Origin of the sequence: Pantoea sp. EA-12 (assembly GCF_030053355.1) — a bacterium.
GTDB lineage: Bacteria > Pseudomonadota > Gammaproteobacteria > Enterobacterales > Enterobacteriaceae > Pantoea > Pantoea vagans_C.
The window spans coordinates 160,627-183,761 of sequence record NZ_JASGBY010000005.1; the positions used below are offsets into that span (position 1 = coordinate 160,627).

Below are 23,135 nucleotides of genomic sequence, written 5' to 3' on the forward strand. Positions count from 1 at the left end.
GCGAACGCAGGGCGAAAAAGTGATTAGAAGTCGACGTTCACACCGAGCTGGAAGGTGCGGCCTGGCTGAGTCGCCAGCGCGATATCATTACGATCTTGCGCAGTATCGCTGGTCATTTCGCGGCTGCTCAGGTAATCCCAATATTTGCGATCTGTCAGGTTGTACACGCCACCGCTCAGCTTGACGTTCTTCATCACCTGCCAGTACGCCGTCAGATCAACCATGCCGTAGCCTGGCACACGTTCGTAATCGGTGGTGGAATCCGTCAGTGCAGTTCCGGTGTTGGTGTAGCTCTGGCGATTGGTCGCGGTGGCTTTTTTACCTTTCACGAAGGTCGCGGTAACCGCTGCACCGTACTCATTCTGTGGTGCATCCCAACCCAGACCCAGTACCGCTTTCATCGGTGGTACGCTTTCCAGATCGACATAGCGGTCGCCGAGGTAGCTGGATTTGGATTTACCTTCGTTATAGCTAAAGGCGAAGCGCGCGCTCAGGCCCTGCACTTCCTCAAACCAGGTACCAAAGTTCACTTTTCCACTCAACTCTGCACCATAGATATAGGCTTTATCGCGGTTCTCTGCCTGATAAGTGGTGTAGATGTTGCTCGGAACGTTAGTGAATTTCTCCGGGCTGCCAGAGCGGGTGTAACGGTTGTAAGCAATGAAGTTTTTATAGGCGTTATAGTAAACCGCCGTGTTCATTACCACACCTTCAGTCGGCTGCCCTTTCAGGCCCCATTCGAAGTTGTTACTGGTTTCGGTTTTCAGATCCGGATTACCAATCAGCGCGTACTGCTGGCTGCCCGCGTAGCTTGAACCAAGGTTCCATGAACCATACAGCTGGCTGGCGTTCGGGAACTGCGCACCACGCTTGTATTGCAGGTAGGTCATCAGGTTTGGCGTCAGCTCATACTGGAATGCCAGTGACGGCAATACTTGGGTATCGCTGTTGCCTGAGCCGTACAGCGTTTCAACTTCAGATTCGGTCAGCACGGTGCTGCCGGTGGTCAAGCTGCTGAGGTTCTGCGGTTTGGTATTCTGATACGCAACGCGCACGCCAGGGATCACCGCCAGATTGTGGCTATCCAGATCAAAGTTGATCTTATCCTGCACGAAACCGCCCAGCGTGTAGCTGCGACTGTCCGCTTCTGGCTGCATGATCACACTGAAAGTACTTGGCGTTGGCGATTGACGGAATGGACGTTCGGTATCTTCCAGACGACCATTCAGGCCCGCACTGATTTCATGGCGGCCCAGGGTTTTCGCCAGACGCGTTTCGAAGCCATAGCTGTCGGTATTGTAGTCCGAATAAACCGTTTCATAGGCTGACGCGCTGGAAGGCATGTAGGTGTTGTCATGCGCTTCGGTGTGTTGCCAATAGATACGCGTATTCAGGCTGTCGATGAAATCGTTATACGGCGTGTATTCGTCCGCCAGGCTCAAGCCAAAGCGACGGGTATCGCTCTGCTGCTGCGCGGTGCCATAAACGGTATTGCCGGAGGTATCCCAGCTGTCGTAATGGGTGTGATTGGTTTTGTGGTAGAAGTCTGCGGTACCGGTAATTTTGTGCGCGTCATTTGGCTCCCACACCACGCTGCCCAGCAGTGCGTCAGAGTGCCAGTTGGCGGGATAAGCGCCACGGCTGGCATCGTTATTCTGCGTTTCCTGACCATCGCGGCGGCTGTAAACAAAGATACCGCGCAGTTCCTGATCGCCCGCAGCAGCGGTGATGCCGTTATGCCAGCTACGGTTAGAAGAGTCGAAATCACTCTGATAACCAAAGTAGGTCTCTTTGCCTGGGCGCAGGTAGTCATCTGGTGTCTTGTTACGGAATGACACTGCGCCGCCGATAGCGGTATTCGCTTGATCAACGGAAGTGGCGCCTTTATCGATATCCACGCGACCAAACATGTAAGGATCGATGTAGTCACGGCCAATGCCAAAGGTATCTAAACCGGCGCGGCTGACATAGCTACGTCCCGTCGCATCCGGCAGCGAAACCCCATCGACGTTGATATCGACACGGTTGCTCTCCAGACCACGGATGTTATAGCCGGTGTAACCCGCGCGGTCGAAGCCGCTTTTACCCGCTGAAGATCCACCACTCGCACCGGTTGCGGTGACGCCCGGTTCGTAACGCATGATGGTACCGAAATCGTTGCCACCGTCACGCTGCATATCTGCGGCGGTAATGGTGCTTTTGCTTCCGGCCTGTTTTTCCAGTTTCGGCGCAGTTACCGTCATAACGGGTTCAGCAGCCGTGGTTTTGTCAGAAGATAGGGCAAGTGTCGTGTTATCGCTGGCGGCATAGCTGCAAGCGGCGTGTATAGCGGAAGACAAAATGGCAACTTTAAACAGACGTTGCTGGGTCATTCCCTGAAAGAGTGAAGACATGCGCGAAATACCTGGTTAATTGTTAGTATTCGCTCACTGGATTGCCGCCAAAAAAACGCGATATGCGTTAAAAAACCGTAAAATGTGTGGACTTATTTTATGTAATAAATAATTTCGTCAGGAATGTAATGCAATTGGTAATCATTATCAATAAACTTTACACTAAGATGTATCTTAGACCGCACATTTTGTTAACTTGTTTATAATCAATAATTAAGAAGAGGCATGTTATGTCGCAAAAACCGGCTGTGACCATTTACTACTGCACTCAGTGCAACTGGCTGCTGCGATCGGCGTGGATGGCGCAGGAGTTGTTACATACTTTTGCTGAAGATTTAAGCGCGGTGACATTGAAACCGGGTACTGGCGGTGTGTTTGAAATCAGTATCGATGGTCAGGTGATTTGGGAGCGTAAACAGGAAGGCGGATTCCCGGATGCGGCGGCGCTGAAGCAGCGCGTGCGCGATTTCTGCTGGCCCGACCGCGAGCTGGGGCATGTGGATAAGAAAAAACCGGGCTAATCGAGGTGCGCATAAATGCGCACACTACATTACGCAGCACACATTTGTAGGGTCGCCATTTATGGCTACCGCCACTGACTAACCCTCTGCCCCATCCCCCTCCGGCCACAGCAGGCGATCCTGCGCGGTGCTCAGCGTCACAATCGCGGGATGATAGATGGCAAATGACTCCGCTAACGGGCATACCATGTATTTACCTTGCTGGCTGGGCACAAACTCTGAGCGTGGCATAAATGCCGCACCTTCAAACCCCTGCTCCATCATCTCCAGCACCAGTCGGGGTTCCGACACCTTGATGCTGATATTGACCTGACTCAGGCTGCTGAACAGCTTATTGCGCAGCATCTCATAGGTACCCTCGCCGCCAATACGGTGTAATAAAATCAGTGGAATACCGCTGAGATCGGCGAAATTAAGCGTTTTTCCCGCCAGCATGGCACTGTAATGTGCTGAGACCACGGTAACGGTATCAATGGGCTCCAACTCGCGCACAAACCAGGGTTGCCGATCCTGTGGGATCTGCATCAATGCGATATCCACACTGTGATCGATCAGCATCGCTTCCAGATGACTGGAATCAGACACCACGACGTTGATGTCCCAGTCGGGGCGGTTTTGGTAATAATCCATCAGGATCGGCGTGAAGTAGCGCAGATAGAGGTAGGAGATACCGATGGTGACGCGGCGCTGTTTACGGGTGGCGATGGTCACTGTCTGTCGCTGCAAACTGTTGACCTGGCTGAGAATATCGCAGGCGCGACGATAGAGAAAACTGCCCGCCTCAGTCAACACCATGGCGCGCGGTGTGCGGGTAAATAAGGGAGAACCGATCTCCTCTTCCAGCTCCTGCAGGCGTTTTCCCAACGGCGGTTGTGCGATGTTCAATAGCTTCGCGGCTTTACTGATCGAGCCCTGTTCCGCTATCGTGCAAAAATAGTGCAATCGTTTCAGATCCATGGTGCCTCCACGCCTCTTTCGCGCTTATTTTAACATGGACAAAATCGATCCAACCGCGCTGAACGCAAGCTTAATGGATATAGCTGCTCCACACGTGGCTTACCGGCATCACCAGCACCAACGCCGGTAACATGTTGGCCACCGGGAAGGATTTAATCCCCGCGATACGAAAACCCCCTGCCAGCATCACAAACCCGCCAGCCGCCGTGAAATCGCTCATCATCGGTGCCGTAATGTGCGGCATAATCAGCACAGCGGCGGAAGCCAGCACCAGTTGTACCAGCAACTGTGGCACGGCAATCACCGCTACGGCATACCCTAACAGCGTGGCAAAAATCGCCGCCGTGAAGATATCCATGATCGATTTCACTAGCAGGATGTTGGCATCGTGCGTCATGCCTTCGGTCATGGCACCAATAATGCCGGTACCACTGGCACAGAACAGCACCATGATCGCCACATACTTCTCGGTGAACACTTCACCGCTCAGGCCACCTTCGGCGGGCTGGCTCTGAAAGCGACTCACCAGCCCTTTCGCCAGATTTCCCAACCGGCCGATCTTCTCCTCCAGATAAACCAGCTCACCGATGGCGGCTCCAAGGATAAGCGCCAGGATCACCGCCGGCATACTGTGGATCTTACCGATCAGCACAATTCCAAGGCCCATTGACGACAGGCCGAAGGTCATGGGCAACGCGACGCGCAGCCTTTCAGGCACTTTGGTGCCGAGAAAAGCGCCCACCAGCCCGCCAATCAGCACGGCACTGCCGTTGACAAAGGGTCCCACTACCATAATTTTCTCCTTACTTATCGTTGTTATTTTCACCCCAGCGTTTGAGGTTGCCCACGTCGAGATCGAACAGATCAAGGGCGCGCGCCACGCTGTGATGCACCATCTCATCCACCGACTGCGGCTGCTGATAGAAGGCGGGAACCGGTGGGTAGATAATGCCGCCCATCTCAGTCACCGCCTGCATATTGCGGATGTGTGCCAGATTGAGCGGCGTTTCACGCACCATCAGCACCAGCCGACGCCGCTCTTTGAGAATCACATCGGCTGCCCGCGTCAGCAGATTGCTGGTCAGCCCATGAGCAATCGAGGCCAGAGAATTCATTGAGCAGGGCGCAATCAACATCCCGAGCGTTTTAAAAGATCCGCTGGAGATAGAAGCCCCCAGGTTGCTGATGCTGTGAACCTCATCGGCTAAATCCACCACATCCTGCCGTTGCCAGTGGGTTTCCATTGAGCGTGTCACTTCTGCGCCCTTGGTCACCACCAGATGCACCTCGACATCTTGATCGCGCAGCAGATGCAACGCCTTAATGCCGTACTGAAACCCTGACGCGCCGCTGATGCCGACGATAATCCGCCTTCTGCTCACTGCCACCTCACTTACTCAAAATCGGGAAGAAAACGTTTCACATCGACGTCTTTGAACTTCGACCGTTCGAAGTGCGCCTTCATATGCCACGGCACGGTGCAGTCAAAAATGGTTTTGCAGGTCACACCCTGCTGGCTGATGCTGGCACTGTATTCCGGCACCTGGGAAGGATCGAGCGGATGGCAGCGCACGCCGGGAATGGTGAGGGTATCGACATCGCCCTGATAGCGAGTCTGCATCGCCCACAGAATGTCGTCGGTGTCGAACACATCCACGTCGTCATCCACCAGGATCACATGCTTGAGTTCAGAGAAAGCGGCAAAGGCGATCAGGGCTGCCTGACGCTGACGCCCTTCATCCACCGCCGATGATTTTTTAAACTGGATCACCGCCAACAGCTTGCCCCCACCGGAAGTGTGCGCATTGACGTTCAATACCCGGCCCGGCATCGCACGATCCAGCATATCGAGAATACTGGCTTCGGTTGGAATACCCGCCATGCTGACGTGTTCACCACTGGGGCCCAGTGTGGTTTGCAGGATCGGGTGTTTACGGTGAGTTACCGCTTTCACTTTGATTACCGGCAACTCGGCTTTGGCTTCGCCGGTATAGCCCGGAAATTCCGGCATTGCTTTGCCAGTATTGGTGTTCTGATCTTCCCGTACACGCACGTTTGGCAGCAGTTCACCTTCAATCACGATCTCCGCATGAGCAATGGCTTTTTCGTTGATGCTCACGCAAGGGGCCAGTTGAACCGGATAACCGCGCAGCGCACCGGCAATGCTGAGTTCGTTGAAGCCAAGTGGTGTGGTCGGCGGTTCAAAACAGGCGGCGATCTCAATCGCGGGATCGACACCGATACTGATGGAGATCGGCAGTGGCTTCCCGGCCTGCTCGGCTTTTTCACGGAAAGCATCAATATGGCGGCCTGGGGTTAACCACATTGAGAGTTCATCACGGCTTTGAATGCACAGGCGATGAATGGTGATATCGGATTCATGGGTGTCAGGATCGGAGGCGTAGCACATGCCCATGGTGAAATACGGACCAGCATCCTCTTCGGTGTTGGTCGGTGCGGGTAACAAAGTACGCAGATCAAAGCCAGGATCTTCGGCGTAGTGCACCACTTCCTGACAAACTGGCTTGGTGCTGGTCACCACTGGCGCGATGGCATGATGCACTGAATCTTTCAGCAGGAAGCCGAGTTTTTCTGGTGGGCAGTTAAGCAGATGGCCAACACGCTCACGCGTTGACATCAATCCGGTTACCACCCGCACATCCGGGAAGCCTTTCACCTTATTGAACATCATCGCCGGGCCTTTGCGTGTAGGACGTTCGCACGTACCACCCGCCCCGACATAGCGATAAACACCTGAAAGCTCAGCGTGGGGAGCGACTTCAGTATCAGTGCTGACAAACTCACCTTTGATGCCGGTCAGTAAGGCAATCGCCGAGCGCAGATCGTGCACGGCTGGGGTTTTGGTTTCAGACATATTTCTCTCCATAAACGCGTTAACTGCAATGGAGAAAAAGTAGCGCTAAATAAAAAGGGGGAAAACTACCGTTTATATTTATCAGCTAAACCTTTTTGGTATAGCTGTAATAATTCATGTTGAGTTGTTTTATTTTTATTAATTTAATACAGAGAAATTAACACTGAAAAGAATAAAAAAGCGCGATAAATCGCGCTGTTACACTGTTAACTACTGGCAATCTTTTCAGTGGCTTCATTTAACGCATTAATCACCGCCTCCAGCGCTTCAGGCGAAATATTTTCCTGCGCCAGACGATGATTCAAGGTATGTCGGATATTATGGATGGCCTGTTCCATTTCTGGAATACTGCGGTTATTCACCAGAATGGCTAACGAAGTCAGGCGCTCAATAATAGTCGCAACATTGTCGCCATTCTCGGCTAATAGTGCCCGACCACCGTCGTTAAGTGCATAGGCTTTACGAGACGCATGGGCATCCACGACGCGGATCGCATCCATCTCTTCCAGTAGCGTTAAGTTGGGGTAGATAATACCAGGGCTTGGCGAGTACTCACCTTTCGACAGCTCTTCGACCGACTTGATCAGCTCATAGCCATGTGCCGAGCCGTTCGCGAGGAAGTGCAACATCAATAAACGGATATCACTGGCGTCCAGCATCCTTTCTCGTCGCTTTTTACGCGCACCGGCACAGATTGCACGCTGTGCATTATCGGACTGCCATGGAAAATCCCGCTGATGTTTCATTGCCTTCCCTGAGGTCAATTAAGGGAGGTTGATAGTAGTCTGCCGCCTGGCAAAATTCAACACAGGCGGCAGCGGGCGCGGTGAAGTCAGTTATTTCTGATGCCAGTAAGCCACTGCACGCACGAAGTCGGTATGAGCACCACGACGCTGCGTGAAGTAGTCGCTAAGCAGCTTCACCGCCTCGCCTTCACCGGTCAGCCAGATAAAATACTCTTCTGATGGCAGCGAGATCTTATCCAGTTGCGCAAGCAACGGGCCCAAATTATCCACCTGCATCGTACCGCTGCCTAACCAGGTCACCTGCACGTTTGGCAAGTCGCCCAGGTAATCTCGCCCGGTGTTTTCATCGGCAAACGCCAGCAGATGAATCTGCTGCGCCTGCATTTCAGCGTAACGGCGCTTGAACGCGGGCAGACCGGTTTCATCACAGACATAAATCTGGCAGGCATAGTCGACCGGCACTACGCAGGAACCCCGTGGACCACCCATGGCGATTTGGTCACCGGGTTTCGCATTATTGGCCCAGCTGCTTGCCACGCCGCCATCATGAATGTAGAAGTCGAGCGTCAGCGAATCAACACCGTTAAAGGCCAGCGGTGTGTAATCACGCGCGGCAGGACGCACCCCACCCGGCCAGACAATGCCCTCTTCGGTCATTTGCGGCAGAGCCAGCGCGCTGCCCGCGTTTTCCGGGAAAAACACTTTGATGTGATCGTCATACGATGGTGAGTTAAAGCCCGCCAGATCGCTGCCGGTAAATTCAATACGCCAGAAAACGCCGGCGATTAAGGTTTTACTCGCCACGGTAATATGACGAAAACGCAATTCATTGCGTACGCGCTGCGGCGCACGATCGTTAGTGGTGTTTCGCAAGTGTGAATCTCCTTGAGCGTGTGCGGATAAAAGCGCATGCGCATCGCCTTCAAATTGGATTTAACCAAGCCTGGCTGATGCTGGTTGTTTATCCCTAATTTTGCCCCGTACCGGACGTCAGAAGTCCGCGCATGAATCAAATGTTATCGAAAATCATTCTCATCTGATAGGCGTTAGAATAGTTATGATATATCTTCAGCGCAATGCCGAAAAATGCTATTGGGGTTTTGGCGTGAGAAATCGCGCCGCGACGTTAACATGCGGCGTGGGATCGAAGTGGAGAGCTTAAATCGGGCAGGAATCAGGCTTGATGGTTGGTGCAGTTAACGAAACTGTTATCTTCCTGAGTGTGCTGCGGCAGTGGGTTGTCGCCCACAATTTCGTGCTGCTGGCAGTGTGATTGGTGCGGATGAAGCCCGCCTGGCGGTGAGAATGGCTCAGCCATCTGTGCACTTGCCAGCGAGGAAAACGCCACAAGCGCTGTCATGAGAAACAACGGTAGAAGTCGCATAATTTTTTCTTTTTCACTTTGAGGTTCGGAGCGAACCGGGAATGCAGGTGATTATCCAGCCTGATGTGTGGCGGCTGGAGTTTTACGCGGCCAATCAGGTTTCGATGAAGGATTTTACGCCAGTTACGGCAATGATTTTATAAAATCGTGCGGTTAATCACGGTAAACCGCACGATTTATGCATTAACAGGTCGAGACCGGGATGTAGAACGTGCCTTGTAGCAGATCGGGGGTGCTGTATTTCAGATCCAGCTTGAGCAGGTCTTTGCCTGCACGACGTGCCACACCTAATGCAGGCAGATGGTTGTAGTAAATCTCTGCCGTAAAGGCGTTGATCTCTTCTGGCGTACCGTGCCAATCAATCTCCGCATACAACCCGCTTTCCCCGGTCCAGTTCTGCACGTTGCGTGGCAGTACATCGGCATACTGACTTTCCAGCGCCTGGAACAGACTGATGTGCTGCTGATCGGCAGAATTGACGCCTGGGCTGAACTGGAAGCCTAACCAACCGCGGCTAACATGCTTACCGGCAAAGGAGACAAAATCGCGCGTGTGTTGTGCCACCACTTGGTTGTGATGGTCGATATATTCGCCAAAGCGACACTCCCACTCAATCACTTCGCCACACAGCTGCAGCTCAGGCTTTTCGGCCAGACGAGCATTGACCCACGAACGCTGGGTGGAGATACGGCTGTGGAAATCCTTCATCAGCATTTCTGGAATGCGACGATAGGCGCCAGGCGTCATGGAGAAGTGGCTTTTGAACACCCTGGTGAAATTTTGTTGGTTATCAAAGCCAAAGCGCACGGCAATATCAATGAGCGGCATACTGGTCAATTTCAGCGCCATCGCTGACATGGTCAGGCGACGTTTACGCGTATAGGACGCCAGTGTCTGGCCGGTCATCTCTTTGAACATGCGTTGCATGTGCCACTTGGAGTAACCAGATTTCAGGGTAATCAGATCGATATTAAGCTCGTCGGTCAGATTTGCCTCTATCCAGTCCACCAGATCGTTGATGTACTGTTTTTTTAGATTCAGGCTGAGCATGATTTTTTTGATCGAGTGATAAAGGTGAAGGATTTGCGCGATTCGTCACATAAATATAACAAAAACGTATTACTAACGTAAGGAAGAGTAAAGGTAACGCAGCGGGAAAAGCATTAATTGCTTAGGTGACTAATTTTTTAGCGTCAAATCGGATGCGTTTAAACTGTGAAACCCCCGTCAAAAATTAGGGTTTTGCCTGAGGTCGCCTCGTAGTGAGCACATTATTGTCCATCAGAAAACCATGACCTACGCATCTGCAGTACGCTCCCCACCATACGAAACAGTAATACCTTCACGTTATGCCTTAACCCTTTGCGGCAAGGGATTTGCAAGTGTTAAACCGCTGTGCTTTTTTAAAGCAGCAAAGCAAACGGTTAATCAGCGAAGGAGAGGTTATGACCCGTCTTACCGCACAGGATTTTCCCCAGGAACTGCTTGAGTTGTACGACTACTACGCACACGGCAAGATCAGCAAACGCGAGTTCATCACGCTTGCCGCCAAATTCACCATAGCCGGTATGACCGGTGCCACGTTACTCAGCGCCATGAGCCCAAACTATGCGCTGGCGCAGCAGGTCGAGTTCACCGATCCCACCATCAAACCCGAATACATTCATTACCCATCGCCGCAGGGGCATGGCGAAGTGCGTGGCTATCTGGTGCGCCCCGCCAACGCCACCGGCAAAGTAGGTACCGTGGTGGTGGTGCACGAAAATCGCGGGTTGAATCCCTATATTGAAGATGTCGCACGCCGTGTAGCAAAAGCCGGCTATATCGCGCTGGCACCGGATGGCCTGAGTTCAGTTGGCGGCTACCCTGGCAATGACGAAGAGGGCCGCGCCCTTCAGGCGAAAGTTGATCCCACTAAGCTGATGAATGATTTTTTTGCCGCCGTCGATTTTCTGATGCATCACGAAGAAGGCACCGGCAAAGTCGGCATCACTGGGTTCTGCTACGGTGGCGGTGTCGCCAACGCGGCGGCCGTGGCCTTCCCCGAACTGGCCTGTGCCGTGCCCTTCTATGGCCGCCAGCCGAAAGCCGAAGATGTGCCGCGCATAAATGCCCCGCTGCTATTGCACTATGCGGCTTTAGATAAAGGCATCAATGAGGGCTGGCCAGCGTACGAAGCGGCTCTAAAGGCTAACCATAAAACTTATGAGGCCTATATTTATCCGGGGGTGAATCACGGCTTTCATAATGACTCGACGCCGCGCTATGACAAAGCCGCAGCCGAGCTGGCGTGGAGCCGGACGTTGGGTTGGTTTGAGAAGTATTTGCACGGGTGAAAATACTGAGTTGAAGGGGCGAGTCTTGGCACGCCCGTCGCGGGCGGCTTAAAGGCCGCCCTGCAGCTCATAGCTTTAAACCGCAAAATGCCTCAACGCGTCACGGTTAATCTCAATCCCTAATCCTGGCCCCTCGGGAATGGACACCCAGCCGTTTTGTTGAATTATCGGCTCAGCAATGATCGCCTGCCGAATAGGATGTTCAGTTTGATCGAACTCTAACAGCGGTTGTAAGGGCTGTAGCGATGTTGGCGTGTGCGTCGGTACCGTGGCCATCCACTGTAAGGATGCCGCGATTCCAATGCCACTGCCCCAAACATGAGGATTGACTCGCACCCCAAAAGCCTGGGCCATATCGGCTATTTTTTTACACTCCGACAAGCCCCCCGCCGCGCAGATATCAGGCTGGATAATATCCATCGCCTGTTGGGTTAAAACTTCACGGAAACCATAACGCGTAAATTCGCACTCCCCCCCGGCAACGGGGATATCAATCGCCGCTTTAACCGCACGATAACCGGCTAAATCTTCGGGTGGCACCGGTTCTTCAAACCAACCGATATCCAGTTCTTCCACCTCGCGGCCCAGCCTTATTGCAGCGACGGCGTCATAAGCGTGATTGGCATCGATCATTAAGGCAACGCCTGCGCCAATGGTGTCACGAATTGCGCGTGTGACCGCGGTATCTTCACGCACGCCGAAACCGACCTTGAGTTTCATCGCCTGGAAGCCTTGTTCGACATAACCTGCTGCTTCTTCGCATAAATAGCGCAGAGGCTCGCCGCTATCACGACGATATAATCCGGTAGCATAGGCTTGCACCTGAGTACGGGTTGCGCCCCCCAGTAATTGATAGGCAGGCACACCAAAGTATTTTCCGCGCAGATCCCATAGCGCGATATCAACCCCGCTGAGCCCTTGAATCACCACGCCTTTCTGACCGTGATCGCGTAATCTTGCGTATAACTCCTGCCACAGGAATTCACTGCGCAAAGCATCCTGGCCAATCAGCATTTGCCCCAATTCCTCTACCACCGCTTTGGTGATCCGCGCTGGACCATAACACTCCCCCCAGCCGACCAATCCTTGATCAGTCACAATCTCCACCAGCATGGCGGTGCGCGTATCGTAGCGGGCGCGGGAATAGGCGAAGGGCTGGCTTAGTTTGGCACTCAACAGATGCGTGTTTACCGCGGTAATTTTCATGATTGTCGCTCCTGCGGGCTGTCAAAAATTTCACTCATGATGCGTCCATCAAGATCGCTGGTTTTTAAACCGAGCCAGTGCGCAAGCGTGGCTGCAGGGTCAGTCATGCGATAGGGACCCCGTTGTTGGCGGTTGCGATAGTAGCCGTGACGAATGCCTTTACCATAAACCAGCATGACGCCATAGTTTGAGCCAAGCGCTGTTTCCGCCGTGGGTTTCTGCGGCCCATGGTTGGCCCCCGGCTCTTCAACCGGGCAAATATCCTCACCATTTTGGCTGACGCCCCAGACAAAACCGGTGTTGTAGGCAAACACAATGTCGCCAGCACAATCGCCCCAAAATCCCAGCGCCACAGCATCATCACGCCGTAGCGCGACACTCACGGCATTACGCACGCCATCTGCGGTGTGCACCTGCCAGCTACTGAGTGCCTGGATAGCACGCGCGCAGATGTCATCCATTTCTGTCAGTGATACCACATCATGATTAACAAAAATCTCCAGCCCACCTCGTTCCGCCTTGAGATAGAGCGGCGAATGTGACATGTCCGGCAAGCCCTGTTCGTCCAGCACCGCCAGCGCATGTTTTTGCAAATAACGATAGATGTCGCACATGTAGCTATTGGGTACCGCGCCATGATCTGACGCGAGCATAATCAGCGTCTCATCGTCGGTTTCATCGAGTAAGCGGCCAATACTGGTATCGAGGATCTGGTAACTTCGGCGCATCACCGCATCGTACTTCTCTGCTTGCTGTGCATCGAAGAAAGGTGAATCAGGGTCGGTCTGACCCAAACAGTTATGATGCGATTCATCCACTAAACGATGTACCGTGGCCCATAATGTAAAATCCTGTCGCTGCGTCAGTTCCAGCGAGCTATCGACCAGCCACTGGGACTGTTCATCTCCCTCTTGCCAGGTGGCGGCTAAATACGGCGTGTCGGGTGCCGCTTTAGCCACCCACTTACTGAAGAACGGCGATTTCTGCTGCAGCAAACTGGCGAGACTGGCGTTATCACTCAATCCATCGAAGCGTGTGACTTGGCTTTGCAGGATTTCGATGTTGCCCTGGTCGTCACACTCTCCGCAGAAAAAGCGTACCTGACCGGGAATGTCATAAGCAGCAAGTGAAAACCAGGCTGACCACTGTCCAACAGGCAGTGCAATACGATCTTCACCCAGTTGCAGTAACGGCCGCTCCTGCTCAACAGACAAGGCCAATGCCAAGGAATCTCCGTGTCCACCCCGTAACGTCAGGACGTAACCTTCATCATTTTTTTCCAGCGCCTGCCACGCCCCTTTATTGTGATAGGCCAGCGCACTTTTCGGTGGCCAGCCGAGAGTTTGTTGCTTTGCTCCTCCTTGCCCTAATCGCGCTTCCAGTCGTGTGGTATGCCCCATGGGACGGAATATCTCTCCCGGCCACGCCTGAGCACGCCCCCAATACGGGGCAAAGCTGAAATGATCGCCATCGGCATCCATACTCTCAGGAAAGTGCACCAGTGCCGCTCGCTTATCGGCATTCTGCAACGTCGCCAGTAGATTATGACTGGCGGTGTTATCGGGCGGCACACCCTGTCCAATCCAGCTGGTGCCTGGGCTTTGGCCGCTAAGAAAAGTCACCCAGTTCACGTCACCCCATGCAGATATAAAAGGTAGCAGCTCAGCTGCCGAGCCCTGCTGAAGCATGCGCGCAATGTTGGGTAATGCCCCTTGCGCCACGTAGCGTTGCAACAGCGGCATTGTCAGGCCATCAACGCCAAAAATAATCGCCTTACGCATCGTTACTCCTGTGAGATCGGTGGCGTGAGTCGCACGCCGGGAGAAGGAAAACCGGGCTGCTGCATGAGCCCTTCAAGAATGCTCTGTAAACTGCTGCGAATGTGCTGACGCATAGCCTGTTCGGCGGCATCGGCATCACGCGCCTGCATCGCTGCCAAAATTTGCTGATGCTCCAGCCAGGATTGCCATTTACGCCCCGGCAGGTTCATCGCGATGACATGGAACAGTTGTAGCCGATCCAAATAGAGCGTCATGATGCTGCTGATGTAAGGATTGTCGGCGTGGGCAAAAATGAGTGTGTGGATCTCGTCGCCAGCATCATCTGCGTTAAGTTCGTCTGAGCGAAGGGGATGTTCCAGCACAGAAAGTCTTTCAGCCATGGCGGCCAGCGCATCATCTGGTGCGCGGAGCGTGGCCTGCCGAGTCGCTATTCCCTCTAATGCTTCACGGATGACAAACAATTGCTGAATGTCCTGTAGTTTTATTTCGCTTACAAACCAGCCTTTGCGCGGTGTCAGTTCAACAAAACGTTCCTGTTGCAGCCGATAAAGCGCTTCGCGAATCGGGGTGCGGCTCATGCCCAGCTCTTCAATCAGCCCCATTTCCGTCAGCGAGCTGCCAGGCTGCAGCGTTAAAGACAAAATCATCTCTTTGATGCGGCGATAGGCAATTTCGCTTAACGAGGGTTTATAACCTGGACTCTCCATTACACGCCTCCAGGAACATCGCGAAGTTCAAAGCGTTTGATGCGGCCCACCATGAACAGATAGAAAAGGATTACCGCCACCGCATGAGCGATAACAAACCACAACACACCGTTGAAAGATCCGGTGAGCTGTAAGATGAAACCAATGATGATGGGAGTAGTAATGCTCGACGCATTGCTAAAGGTGTTGAGCACGCTGCCAGACAATCCGGCGATCTCTTTCGGCGCGGTGTCAGCATTCACCGTCCATCCCATGCCACCAATCCCTTTGCCAAGGAATGAGGCCGCCATGATGGCTATCACTGCAGTTTCAGAATCGGTGTAGTTACAAAGCACCATTACACAGCACAGCAGCATGCCGCACACAATCGGTAATTTTCGCGCCAGCGAGAGTGACATCCCCCGACGAATCAACATGTCCGACAGGAAGCCTCCCATAATGCCGCCGAGGAAACCGCACACCGCAGGAATCGCCGCGACAAATCCCGCTTTCATGATGGTCATATGCTTTTCTTGCACCAGATACACCGGAAACCAGGTAATGAAAAAGAATCCAATCGCATTTAAACAATATTGCGCAAGATAGATACCGAGCATCATGCGGCTGGCGAGTAGCTGCTTCAGCCAAATAAGGCGTGGCTTGTGTTTATCGCCGTCCATGTTCACCAGCGCGCCACCTTGCTGCATATGATCCAGTTCAGCTTGATTGGTCATTGGATGTGAAAGCGGATCGTGTACCAGTTTGCGGAACAGCGGCAGGAATGCGATACCAATCAACCCCAATACCGTAAAAACGGAATGCCACCCATAGGTATGCGCCAGCCAGCCCATCAGCGGGGCAAAAAACACCGTGGCACCGTACTGCGCGGAAGCAAAGATAGCGGCTGCGGTGCCGCGCTCTGAAGCCGGAAACCAGGCCGCCACTAAGCGGCTGTTAGCAGGAAATGACGGCGATTCCGCAGCCCCCACCAGAAAGCGTAAGCAGAACACCACCACCACAGCGGCAGCGCCGGTAACAAAACCGGCAAGTCCAGTCATCAGGGTAAACAGCGACCAGAAAAAGATGCTCAGGCTATAGATCAGTTTCGAGCCGTAGCGATCCAATAACCAACCGCCCGGCAGCTGAAATAGCACATAAGCCCAACCAAAAGCCGAGAAGATCACCCCCATATCCACGGCATTCAGCCCCAGATCCTTTGCCATGCCGGGCCCGGCCAGCGAGATAGAAGCCCGATCGGCGTAGTTAATGAGCGTAACAAAAAACAGAACGGCGACCACCAGCCAGCGCACATTGGTTTTGCGTGCGCTGGTCACCTTATCGAGCGTGAGAGATTTTGATTGTCCCTGCGGCATGACGTACCTCATGACAACGGTGTTATCAAGCTGGCCGTGGTGTAATCGGCCCCATGACGCATCACATTCAAATTGGATGCGGCTTGTATACAACGTAGATACAGGCGAAAACCTGTGCCACCGGGGTTACGGGTAACCGTTGGTTTTTCCTTAGAAAGTGTGAGGAGGATCGGGCAATGTGCTGAAAAGCCCGAAAAAAGTGTGAGGAGGATCGGCGGAAGCAATTATAAAGCTGTTCAGCAACATGAAGGGGCTGACCAGCATCTCTGCCAGCCCTTAAATCATACAGACTCTGCGTCTTTCACAATGCGGTGTACATTGCTCTCCAGCCAGTCGGCAAGGCCAATCACATGACCTTCCACTTCATGGCCCAGCGGCGTCAAACGATATTCCACGTGCGGAGGCACCACCTCATAAGCAATGCGCTCAATAAATCCGTCCTCTTCCATGTAGCGCAGCGTTTGCGCCAGCATGCGTTCACTCACGCCACCAATCTTGCGGCGCAACTCACTAAAACGCAGCGTTTCTTCACGCAGCGCTAATAATACCAATACGCTCCAACGGCTGGTAATGCGCTTAAGTACATCACGCGATGGGCAGTTGACGTTCAGCAACTCGCCGCGAATAAATTTTTTACTCAGTTTTTCAGACATTTAATCAGCCTTCTTCAAACTAACAAATCTGTAAGTACTTACTAAAAGTTAGTTTATCCCCTACGCTGTTTTCATACCAGCTCAAACTGAAGGAAAACATCATGATTGCAATTACCGGTGCCACTGGCCAGCTTGGCCGTTTAGTGATTAACGAGTTACTGAAAAAAGTCCCTGCCAGCGAAGTGATTGCGGCGGTGCGTTCACCTGAGAAAGCCGCAGACCTGAAGGCATTAGGCGTCACGCTGCGTACCGCGGATTACAGCAAACCAGAAACATTGCTGAGTGCTTTTAGCGGCGTGGAAAAAGTGCTGCTGATCTCCTCTAGCGAAGTCGGTCAGCGTGAAGCGCAGCACAAAGCCGTGATTGATGCAGCGAAAGCGGCGGGTGTGAAGTTCATCGCTTATACCAGCCTGCTGCATGCCGATACATCGCCGCTAGGCTTAGGCGTTGAGCATCGCGCGACCGAAGCCCTGCTGAAAGCATCCGGTGTGCCGTTCGCCCTGCTGCGTAACGGCTGGTACACCGAAAACTACGCCGCCAGCATTGCGCCCGCTTTGGCCCATCACGCCTTTATTGGTTCTGTGGGTGAAGGCCGTATCGCTTCTGCATCACGCGAAGATTACGCTGCTGCGGCAGCAGAGGTGATCAGCCGTGACGATCAGGCAGGCAAAGTTTACGAACTGGCTGGCGACGACAGCTACACCCTGGCTGAATTCAGCGCTGAGATTGCTAAACAGTCTGGTGAGCAAGTGGATTACATCAACCTGCCGCCTGCCGAGTTTGAAGCGGCGCTGAAAGGGGCAGGTTTGCCAGAAGGTTTGGCCGAACTGCTGGCAGATTCCGATGCCGGTGCGGCTAAAGGCGGATTGTTTGACGACAGCCGTACGCTGAGCAAGCTGATTGGCCGCCCGACCACGCCCTTTGCGGATGTGATTAAGGCGACGTTGGCGAAGTAAGGTGCGGGTTTGATGCCCTCACCCTAGCCCTCTCCCACAAGCGGGAGAGGGGACAGTTAGTTGCGATATTTAAGTAGAATGCCGGCCTGATAACTCTCTCAATCAATCCCCTCTCCCTGTGGGAGAGGGGACAGTTAGTTGCGATGTTTAAGTAGAATGCCGGCCTGATAACTCTCTCAATCAATCCCCTCTCCCTGTGGGAGAGGGGACAGTTAATTGCGATGTTCAAGTAAAATGCCGGCCTGATAACTCTCTCAATCAATCCCCTCTCCCTGTGGGAGAGGGGCAGGATGAGGGCATCAGACAGCCCGCCTCCCCCGCCTCGTTTGCCATCAATTGATCAATCAAAATGGCGATTTTAAACCCTATGATGGCGATTTTCTTATTTACAGATAATTCTGCACGCTAATTTAAACCTTCATTTAAAACACCGCTTTCATTTCCTGAAATATAGTCCGTTGTAATCCCTGAAAATTCACCGAAAAACCCGATCCATCGACAAGATTTATTACGTTCATAGATATTTTGCATTGTTGTCACGCCTTGTCAGCAAGATATAATTTGGTCTTTACGCAACCGGGACTTTATCAGGAGGCCGCTATTAATACATTCAACCAGCAACGCAACGCTTTCGAGGATCGACGCGATGATGCTGAACTGGAGTATCAATACGATCCCCACGAATTTACCCGCGAAGGAATGCAGGATTCAGAACCGGAGCCGGAGCTGATTGAAGGTCTGCCCGCGCCGGATGCGCTGACGCCTGCCGATCGCTATATGGAGTTGTTCGAGCATGTACAAATGTCGCGTATATTTCCAGATGGCAAAACCTTCCCCGACTGCGCGCCAAAATTCGATCCGCTGGATATATTAATCCGCTATCGCCGCCGTAAACGCACGGCAGAATTTGATCTCGAAAAATTTGTGCATGACCATTTTTATTTACCGCAGGTGAATGAGAGTTTCTATGTTTCGAATCCGGACAAAACGCTGACGGAACATATTGATGAACTCTGGCCGGTGTTAACCAAAATGCCGCAGCAGCATTTACCGCACTCTTCTTTGCTGCCTCTGCCTAAGCCTTACGTGGTGCCAGGTGGACGCTTTGGTGAGACCTATTATTGGGACTCCTATTTCAGCATGCTCGGCCTCGCTGATGCCGGGCGTGACGATCTGCTGCGCGACATGGCTGATAACTTCGCGTGGCTAATTGATAATTACGGCCATGTGCCAAACGGTAACCGAACCTATTACCTCAGCCGCTCGCAGCCGCCGGTGTTTGCTCTGATGGTTGAGCTGTTCGAGGAAGACGGGATTCGTGGGGCAAAACGCTATCTCGACCAGTTGATGAAGGAGTATCAATTCTGGATGGATGGCGCAGGGGAGCTGATGCCGCACCAGGCTTATCGCCATGTGGTGCGCATGCCCGACGGTTCGCTGCTTAATCGCTACTGGGATGATCGCGACACGCCACGTGATGAGTCGTGGATGGAGGATGTGGAAACCGCCAGCAAATCCAGCCGTCCGGCGAATGAGGTGTACCGCGATTTGCGAGCGGGAGCCGCCTCGGGATGGGATTATTCGTCTCGCTGGCTGCGCGATCCGCATCGTCTGGCGAGCATTCGCACCACGCAGTTTATTCCGGTCGATCTCAATGCGTTCCTGTATAAGCTGGAGTTGATGATCTCCACGCTGTCACATGCCAAAGGCGAAGAGTTAACCGCGCTGGCGTGGCAGAAGAAAGCCGATACGCGCAAACAAGCTATCCACCGTTATCTGTGGGACGGCACGGCAGGCGTATACCGTGATTACAACTGGCGCGATGAACGCTTTGGTGCCTTTACGGCTGCTGCGGTGGTACCGCTGTTCCTTGGGCTGGCGACGCCGGAGCAGGCGCATCTGCAAGCCGTGGCGTTACGCCAGTTGTTGTTGACCCAGGGTGGCCTGGTGACGTCGATGGTAGAAAGCGGTGAACAGTGGGATAAACCCAACGGCTGGGCGCCGTTGCAGTGGATGGCGGTTGTCGGATTGAATCACTACGGTGAAGAGACGCTGGCAACAGAGATTGCCGTTAACTGGCTCACCACAGTGAAAAACTTTTATTCGCTGCATCATAAGCTGGTGGAGAAATATGACATCAGCGGCGATCGTGCCCGTCCAGGTGGCGGCGGTGAATATCCGCTGCAGGATGGGTTCGGCTGGACCAACGGCGTGACGCGTCGGTTGATGTCGATGTATGGGCATTTGCTGGCGGATTAAGATTGTGCGGCCTGATGCCCTCACCCTGGCCCTCTCCCACAGGGAGAGGGGATGGATTGAGAGAGTTTGAGGGCCTGCGTTCTACTTAACCATCGCTAAAAGCAGTCCCCTCTTCCACAGGGAGAGGGGATAGATTGAGAGAGTCTGAAGGCCTGCGTTCTACTTAACCATCGCTAAAAGCAGTCCCCTCTCCCACAGGGAGAGGGGATGAATTGAGAGAGTCTGAAGGCCTGCGTTCTACTTAATCATCGCTAAAAACAGTCCCCTCTCCCGCTTGTGGGAGAGGGTTAGGGTGAGGGCAGACCTATCTTACCGCTGCAAAAACGCCAGCAAATCGTCGTTTAACTGATCCTGATGCGTCACCGCAAAACCGTGCGGGCCATTCTCGTAAACCTTCAACTCTGAACCCTTAATCATCTCATGCACCAGCTTCCCGGTGGCTTCAAACGGCACGATCTGGTCGTTACTGCCGTGGATCACCAGGGTAGGCACATCCACTTTGGCGATATCTGCACGGAAATCAGTCTCAGAGAAGGCGGTGACACAATCCAGAGTGCCTTTCAGTGAAGCCAACAACGCAATATTCAGCGTCTGCGTCATGACGCCATCCGAGATAGTTTGACCGGCATTGGCGCCGTAGAACGGAGTGGCAAAGTCTTTGATAAACTGCGCACGGTCTTTCAACAAGCCGGCTTTAATGCCGTCAAAGACCGCTTTTTCCACCCCTTCAGGATGATCATCTGTCTTACCAAAGATCGGTGTCACCGCGCCAAGCAGCACCAGCCCTTTCACTTTCGCGGTGCCGTAACGCCCGATATAGCGTGAAACATCCCCGCCGCCCATTGAGAAGCCCACCAGCGTGACGTCGTCTAACTGCAGATGTTCGATCAGCGCATGAATGTCATCAGCGAAGGTATCGTAATCGTAACCTTCCCAAGGCTGCTCTGAGCGACCAAAGCCGCGACGGTCAAACGCAATGGCACGATAGCCACGTTCAGCCAGGAAATTCAGCTGGCTGTCCCACATATCAGCATCCAGCGGCCAACCGTGGCTGAACAATACGGGCTGACCTTTGCCCCAATCTTTGTAGTAGAGGTTAACGCCGTCTTTTGCTTTGAATGTGCTCATGTTTTTTGCTCCGTTAAGTGAGTGATGTTGTGTCTGCCAATCAAGCTACATCGAACTATCGGGAAAACCTAAAGCAGAGATTTTGACAACTTGTTCAAAGATTTTTGCCCTGTCCCGCTGTTAAAAAAGCCTGGACAAGTTGGCCGATTTTTTCCGCTATCAAGCAGACCTCGGGCTTCGTAAGGTGCAGCTATCGCACACTGACAGGAACATGATGATGAGCCAGCAACCTTCAACAGCACCGCGCGGCGGTGCCTTCTCTCCCTTCGGATACGGGCTATTCGCCCTGATCTGGACCGCCTCGGTACTGGGTAACACCGGCAGCTTTATTCGCGACGTTGCCAGCGCCTGGCTGGTGACCGGATTATCCGATAACCCCACCGCCGTGGCGTTGATGCAAACGGCCGCCACCCTGCCGGTATTTTTACTGGCGCTGCCTGCGGGCGTGCTGTCCGATATCGTTGACCGCCGCCGCCTGCTGATTGTGGTGCAGCTGCTGATGGCCAGCGTCAGCGGCACCTTACTGCTGCTCTCCCACAACAACTGGCTCACCGTCGAGTGGCTGATCGGCCTGACCTTCGTTGGCGGCATCGGCGCGGCGCTTTTTGGTCCTGCATGGCAGGCGATTGTGCCGGAACTGGTACCGCGCCATGAGCTGAAAAACGCCGTGGCGCTTAACTCGTTGGGCATCAATATTGCCCGCGCAATCGGCCCCGCGACCGGCGGTTTACTGCTGGCAAGTTTAGGCGCTATGGCGGCCTACGGTGCCGACGTGGCGAGTTATTTTTTCGTTATAGCCGCCTTGCTGTATTGGAAACGCCCGGCGAAAGCGAAAACCGAGCTGAATGAACACTTCTTTGGTGCCTTCCGCGCTGGCCTGCGCTATGTGAAAGCCAGCCGCGAGTTGCACCGCGTCCTGCTGCGCGCAGCAATGTATTTCGCCTTTGCCAGTGCTATCTGGGCGCTGCTGCCGTTAGTGGCGCGTACCATGCTGCACGGCACCGCAGGCTTTTATGGGTTGCTGTTGGGGGCGGTCGGTGGCGGTGCGATTGCCGGAGCGCTGTTGCTGCCACGTTTACGTAGCACGCTGAGCAACGATGGCCTGATGCTGCTCTCTGCGGTGTTGAGTGCGCTGGTGATGCTGGCGCTGGCCATGAGCCCGCCGCAGTGGTTGGCACTGCTGTTGATGCTGGTGTTGGGCGTGGGCTGGATTATCGCGCTCACCACCCTGAACGGTGTGGCGCAGGCGGTATTGCCCGACTGGGTGCGCGGCCGTGGCTTAGCGGTCTATCTGATGGTTTTCAACGGCACGCTGGCGGGCGGCAGTCTGGCCTGGGGCCTGATTGCTCAGCAGTTAGGTCTCGCAACGACCTTGCTGATTGCCGGTGCAGGTCTGGTGCTCAGTGGCCTGTTGCTTAAACGTCTGGCACTGCCCGCTGGAGAAGCAGATCTGCAACCGGCACAGCACTGGGCCGATCCGGTGGTGCACGAAGAGGTGGATGTGCGTCATGGTCCGGTATTGATCCAGATTCGCTACCGCGTGCCACAGGAAGACCGCGCAGCATTCAAACGCGCTATCCACAAGCTGGCGCAGTCTCGTCGTCGCGATGGTGCCTATTCGTGGGGATTGATGGAGCAAACCGATGACCCGACAGCCTTGTTAGAGTGGTTTATGGTCGAGTCATGGCAGGAGCATATGCGTCAGCACCAGCGTGTTTCCCACGCCGATGCCGAACTACAGCAAGCGGTACTGCAATTCCATCAGGGTGAAGATGCCCCGCAGGTCAGCCATCATATTGCGATTTAGCGTTGCGATCGCGCGGCGATAACGTCACGGTCGCCATAAATGGCGCCCCTACATCGTAGGGTGCGCATTTATGC

Annotated in this window: 20 protein-coding genes; 5 read left to right on the top strand and 15 right to left on the bottom strand. The window is 53.6% G+C overall.

Annotated features, from left to right (window positions below; genetic code table 11):
- Positions 1–23: 23 nt before the first annotated feature.
- Positions 24–2,393 (bottom strand): TonB-dependent hemoglobin/transferrin/lactoferrin family receptor, encoded by a 2,370-nt coding sequence (locus tag QMZ30_RS09690; RefSeq protein ID WP_283227199.1) that lies wholly within the window; start codon positions 2,391–2,393, stop codon positions 24–26.
- Positions 2,394–2,623: 230 nt separating this feature from the next.
- On the opposite strand from QMZ30_RS09690, the gene QMZ30_RS09695 reads away from it, so the two are divergent.
- Positions 2,624–2,914 carry an Rdx family protein gene (locus tag QMZ30_RS09695; RefSeq protein WP_058969066.1) on the top strand — a complete coding sequence of 97 codons (291 nt, stop codon included), beginning with the start codon at positions 2,624–2,626 and terminating at the stop codon, positions 2,912–2,914.
- 78 nt (positions 2,915–2,992) lie between these two features.
- Here QMZ30_RS09695 and QMZ30_RS09700 read toward each other — a convergent pair whose 3' ends face one another.
- The 8 genes from QMZ30_RS09700 to QMZ30_RS09735 form a co-directional block, all read right to left on the bottom strand.
- On the bottom strand, positions 2,993–3,871 hold the full coding sequence (locus tag QMZ30_RS09700; protein WP_283227200.1) for a LysR family transcriptional regulator: 879 nt from the start codon (positions 3,869–3,871) through the stop codon (positions 2,993–2,995).
- A gap of 70 nt (positions 3,872–3,941) precedes the next feature.
- On the bottom strand, positions 3,942–4,664 hold the full coding sequence (locus QMZ30_RS09705; protein WP_283227201.1) for a DUF554 domain-containing protein: 723 nt from the start codon (positions 4,662–4,664) through the stop codon (positions 3,942–3,944).
- Positions 4,665–4,674: 10 nt separating this feature from the next.
- The gene (locus QMZ30_RS09710; protein WP_283227202.1) at positions 4,675–5,253 is read right to left on the bottom strand and encodes a UbiX family flavin prenyltransferase; all 579 of its coding nucleotides are present in this window, start codon (positions 5,251–5,253) and stop codon (positions 4,675–4,677) included.
- An 11-nt stretch (positions 5,254–5,264) separates the two neighbouring features.
- On the bottom strand, positions 5,265–6,746 hold the full coding sequence (locus tag QMZ30_RS09715) for a UbiD family decarboxylase (protein WP_283227203.1): 1,482 nt from the start codon (positions 6,744–6,746) through the stop codon (positions 5,265–5,267).
- Between the two features lie 206 nt (positions 6,747–6,952).
- Positions 6,953–7,492 carry a PadR family transcriptional regulator gene (locus tag QMZ30_RS09720; protein ID WP_283227204.1) on the bottom strand — a complete coding sequence of 180 codons (540 nt, stop codon included), beginning with the start codon at positions 7,490–7,492 and terminating at the stop codon, positions 6,953–6,955.
- A gap of 90 nt (positions 7,493–7,582) precedes the next feature.
- Positions 7,583–8,365, bottom strand: coding sequence for a siderophore-interacting protein (locus tag QMZ30_RS09725; RefSeq protein ID WP_283227205.1), 783 nt, complete (start codon positions 8,363–8,365; stop codon positions 7,583–7,585).
- A gap of 301 nt (positions 8,366–8,666) precedes the next feature.
- A complete protein-coding gene (locus QMZ30_RS09730) occupies positions 8,667–8,852 on the bottom strand; it encodes a hypothetical protein (RefSeq protein WP_283227206.1) in 186 nt (61 codons plus the stop codon).
- Between the two features lie 207 nt (positions 8,853–9,059).
- Positions 9,060–9,926 (bottom strand): helix-turn-helix domain-containing protein, encoded by an 867-nt coding sequence (locus QMZ30_RS09735; RefSeq protein WP_283227207.1) that lies wholly within the window; start codon positions 9,924–9,926, stop codon positions 9,060–9,062.
- 395 nt (positions 9,927–10,321) lie between these two features.
- On the opposite strand from QMZ30_RS09735, the gene yghX reads away from it, so the two are divergent.
- On the top strand, positions 10,322–11,212 hold the full coding sequence (gene yghX, locus QMZ30_RS09740) for a YghX family hydrolase (RefSeq protein WP_283227208.1): 891 nt from the start codon (positions 10,322–10,324) through the stop codon (positions 11,210–11,212).
- 75 nt (positions 11,213–11,287) lie between these two features.
- Here yghX and QMZ30_RS09745 read toward each other — a convergent pair whose 3' ends face one another.
- From QMZ30_RS09745 to QMZ30_RS09765, 5 genes are all read right to left on the bottom strand, one after another.
- The gene (locus QMZ30_RS09745; RefSeq protein ID WP_283227209.1) at positions 11,288–12,418 is read right to left on the bottom strand and encodes a mandelate racemase/muconate lactonizing enzyme family protein; all 1,131 of its coding nucleotides are present in this window, start codon (positions 12,416–12,418) and stop codon (positions 11,288–11,290) included.
- Positions 12,415–14,199, bottom strand: a complete 1,785-nt coding sequence (locus tag QMZ30_RS09750; RefSeq protein ID WP_283227210.1) for an alkaline phosphatase family protein — start codon at positions 14,197–14,199, stop codon at positions 12,415–12,417. Before QMZ30_RS09750 ends, QMZ30_RS09745 begins: the two co-directional genes overlap by 4 nt.
- 2 nt (positions 14,200–14,201) lie before the next feature.
- Positions 14,202–14,906, bottom strand: coding sequence for a GntR family transcriptional regulator (locus QMZ30_RS09755; RefSeq protein ID WP_283227211.1), 705 nt, complete (start codon positions 14,904–14,906; stop codon positions 14,202–14,204).
- Positions 14,906–16,258: an MFS transporter gene (locus QMZ30_RS09760; protein WP_283227212.1), complete on the bottom strand. Its 1,353-nt coding sequence runs from the start codon at positions 16,256–16,258 to the stop codon at positions 14,906–14,908. The genes QMZ30_RS09755 and QMZ30_RS09760 overlap by 1 nt, the downstream gene beginning before the upstream one ends.
- A gap of 281 nt (positions 16,259–16,539) precedes the next feature.
- On the bottom strand, positions 16,540–16,911 hold the full coding sequence (locus tag QMZ30_RS09765; protein ID WP_283227213.1) for a winged helix-turn-helix transcriptional regulator: 372 nt from the start codon (positions 16,909–16,911) through the stop codon (positions 16,540–16,542).
- Positions 16,912–17,012: 101 nt separating this feature from the next.
- Between QMZ30_RS09765 and QMZ30_RS09770 the strand changes: the two genes are divergently transcribed.
- On the top strand, positions 17,013–17,867 hold the full coding sequence (locus QMZ30_RS09770) for an SDR family oxidoreductase (RefSeq protein ID WP_283227214.1): 855 nt from the start codon (positions 17,013–17,015) through the stop codon (positions 17,865–17,867).
- Between the two features lie 600 nt (positions 17,868–18,467).
- Positions 18,468–20,126 (top strand): alpha,alpha-trehalase TreF, encoded by a 1,659-nt coding sequence (gene treF / locus QMZ30_RS09775; protein WP_052205870.1) that lies wholly within the window; start codon positions 18,468–18,470, stop codon positions 20,124–20,126.
- 309 nt (positions 20,127–20,435) lie between these two features.
- Here treF and QMZ30_RS09780 read toward each other — a convergent pair whose 3' ends face one another.
- Positions 20,436–21,254 carry an alpha/beta fold hydrolase gene (locus tag QMZ30_RS09780; protein ID WP_283227215.1) on the bottom strand — a complete coding sequence of 273 codons (819 nt, stop codon included), beginning with the start codon at positions 21,252–21,254 and terminating at the stop codon, positions 20,436–20,438.
- Between the two features lie 217 nt (positions 21,255–21,471).
- On the opposite strand from QMZ30_RS09780, the gene QMZ30_RS09785 reads away from it, so the two are divergent.
- Positions 21,472–23,061 (top strand): MFS transporter, encoded by a 1,590-nt coding sequence (locus QMZ30_RS09785; RefSeq protein WP_283227216.1) that lies wholly within the window; start codon positions 21,472–21,474, stop codon positions 23,059–23,061.
- The last annotated feature ends 74 nt before the right edge of the window (positions 23,062–23,135 follow it).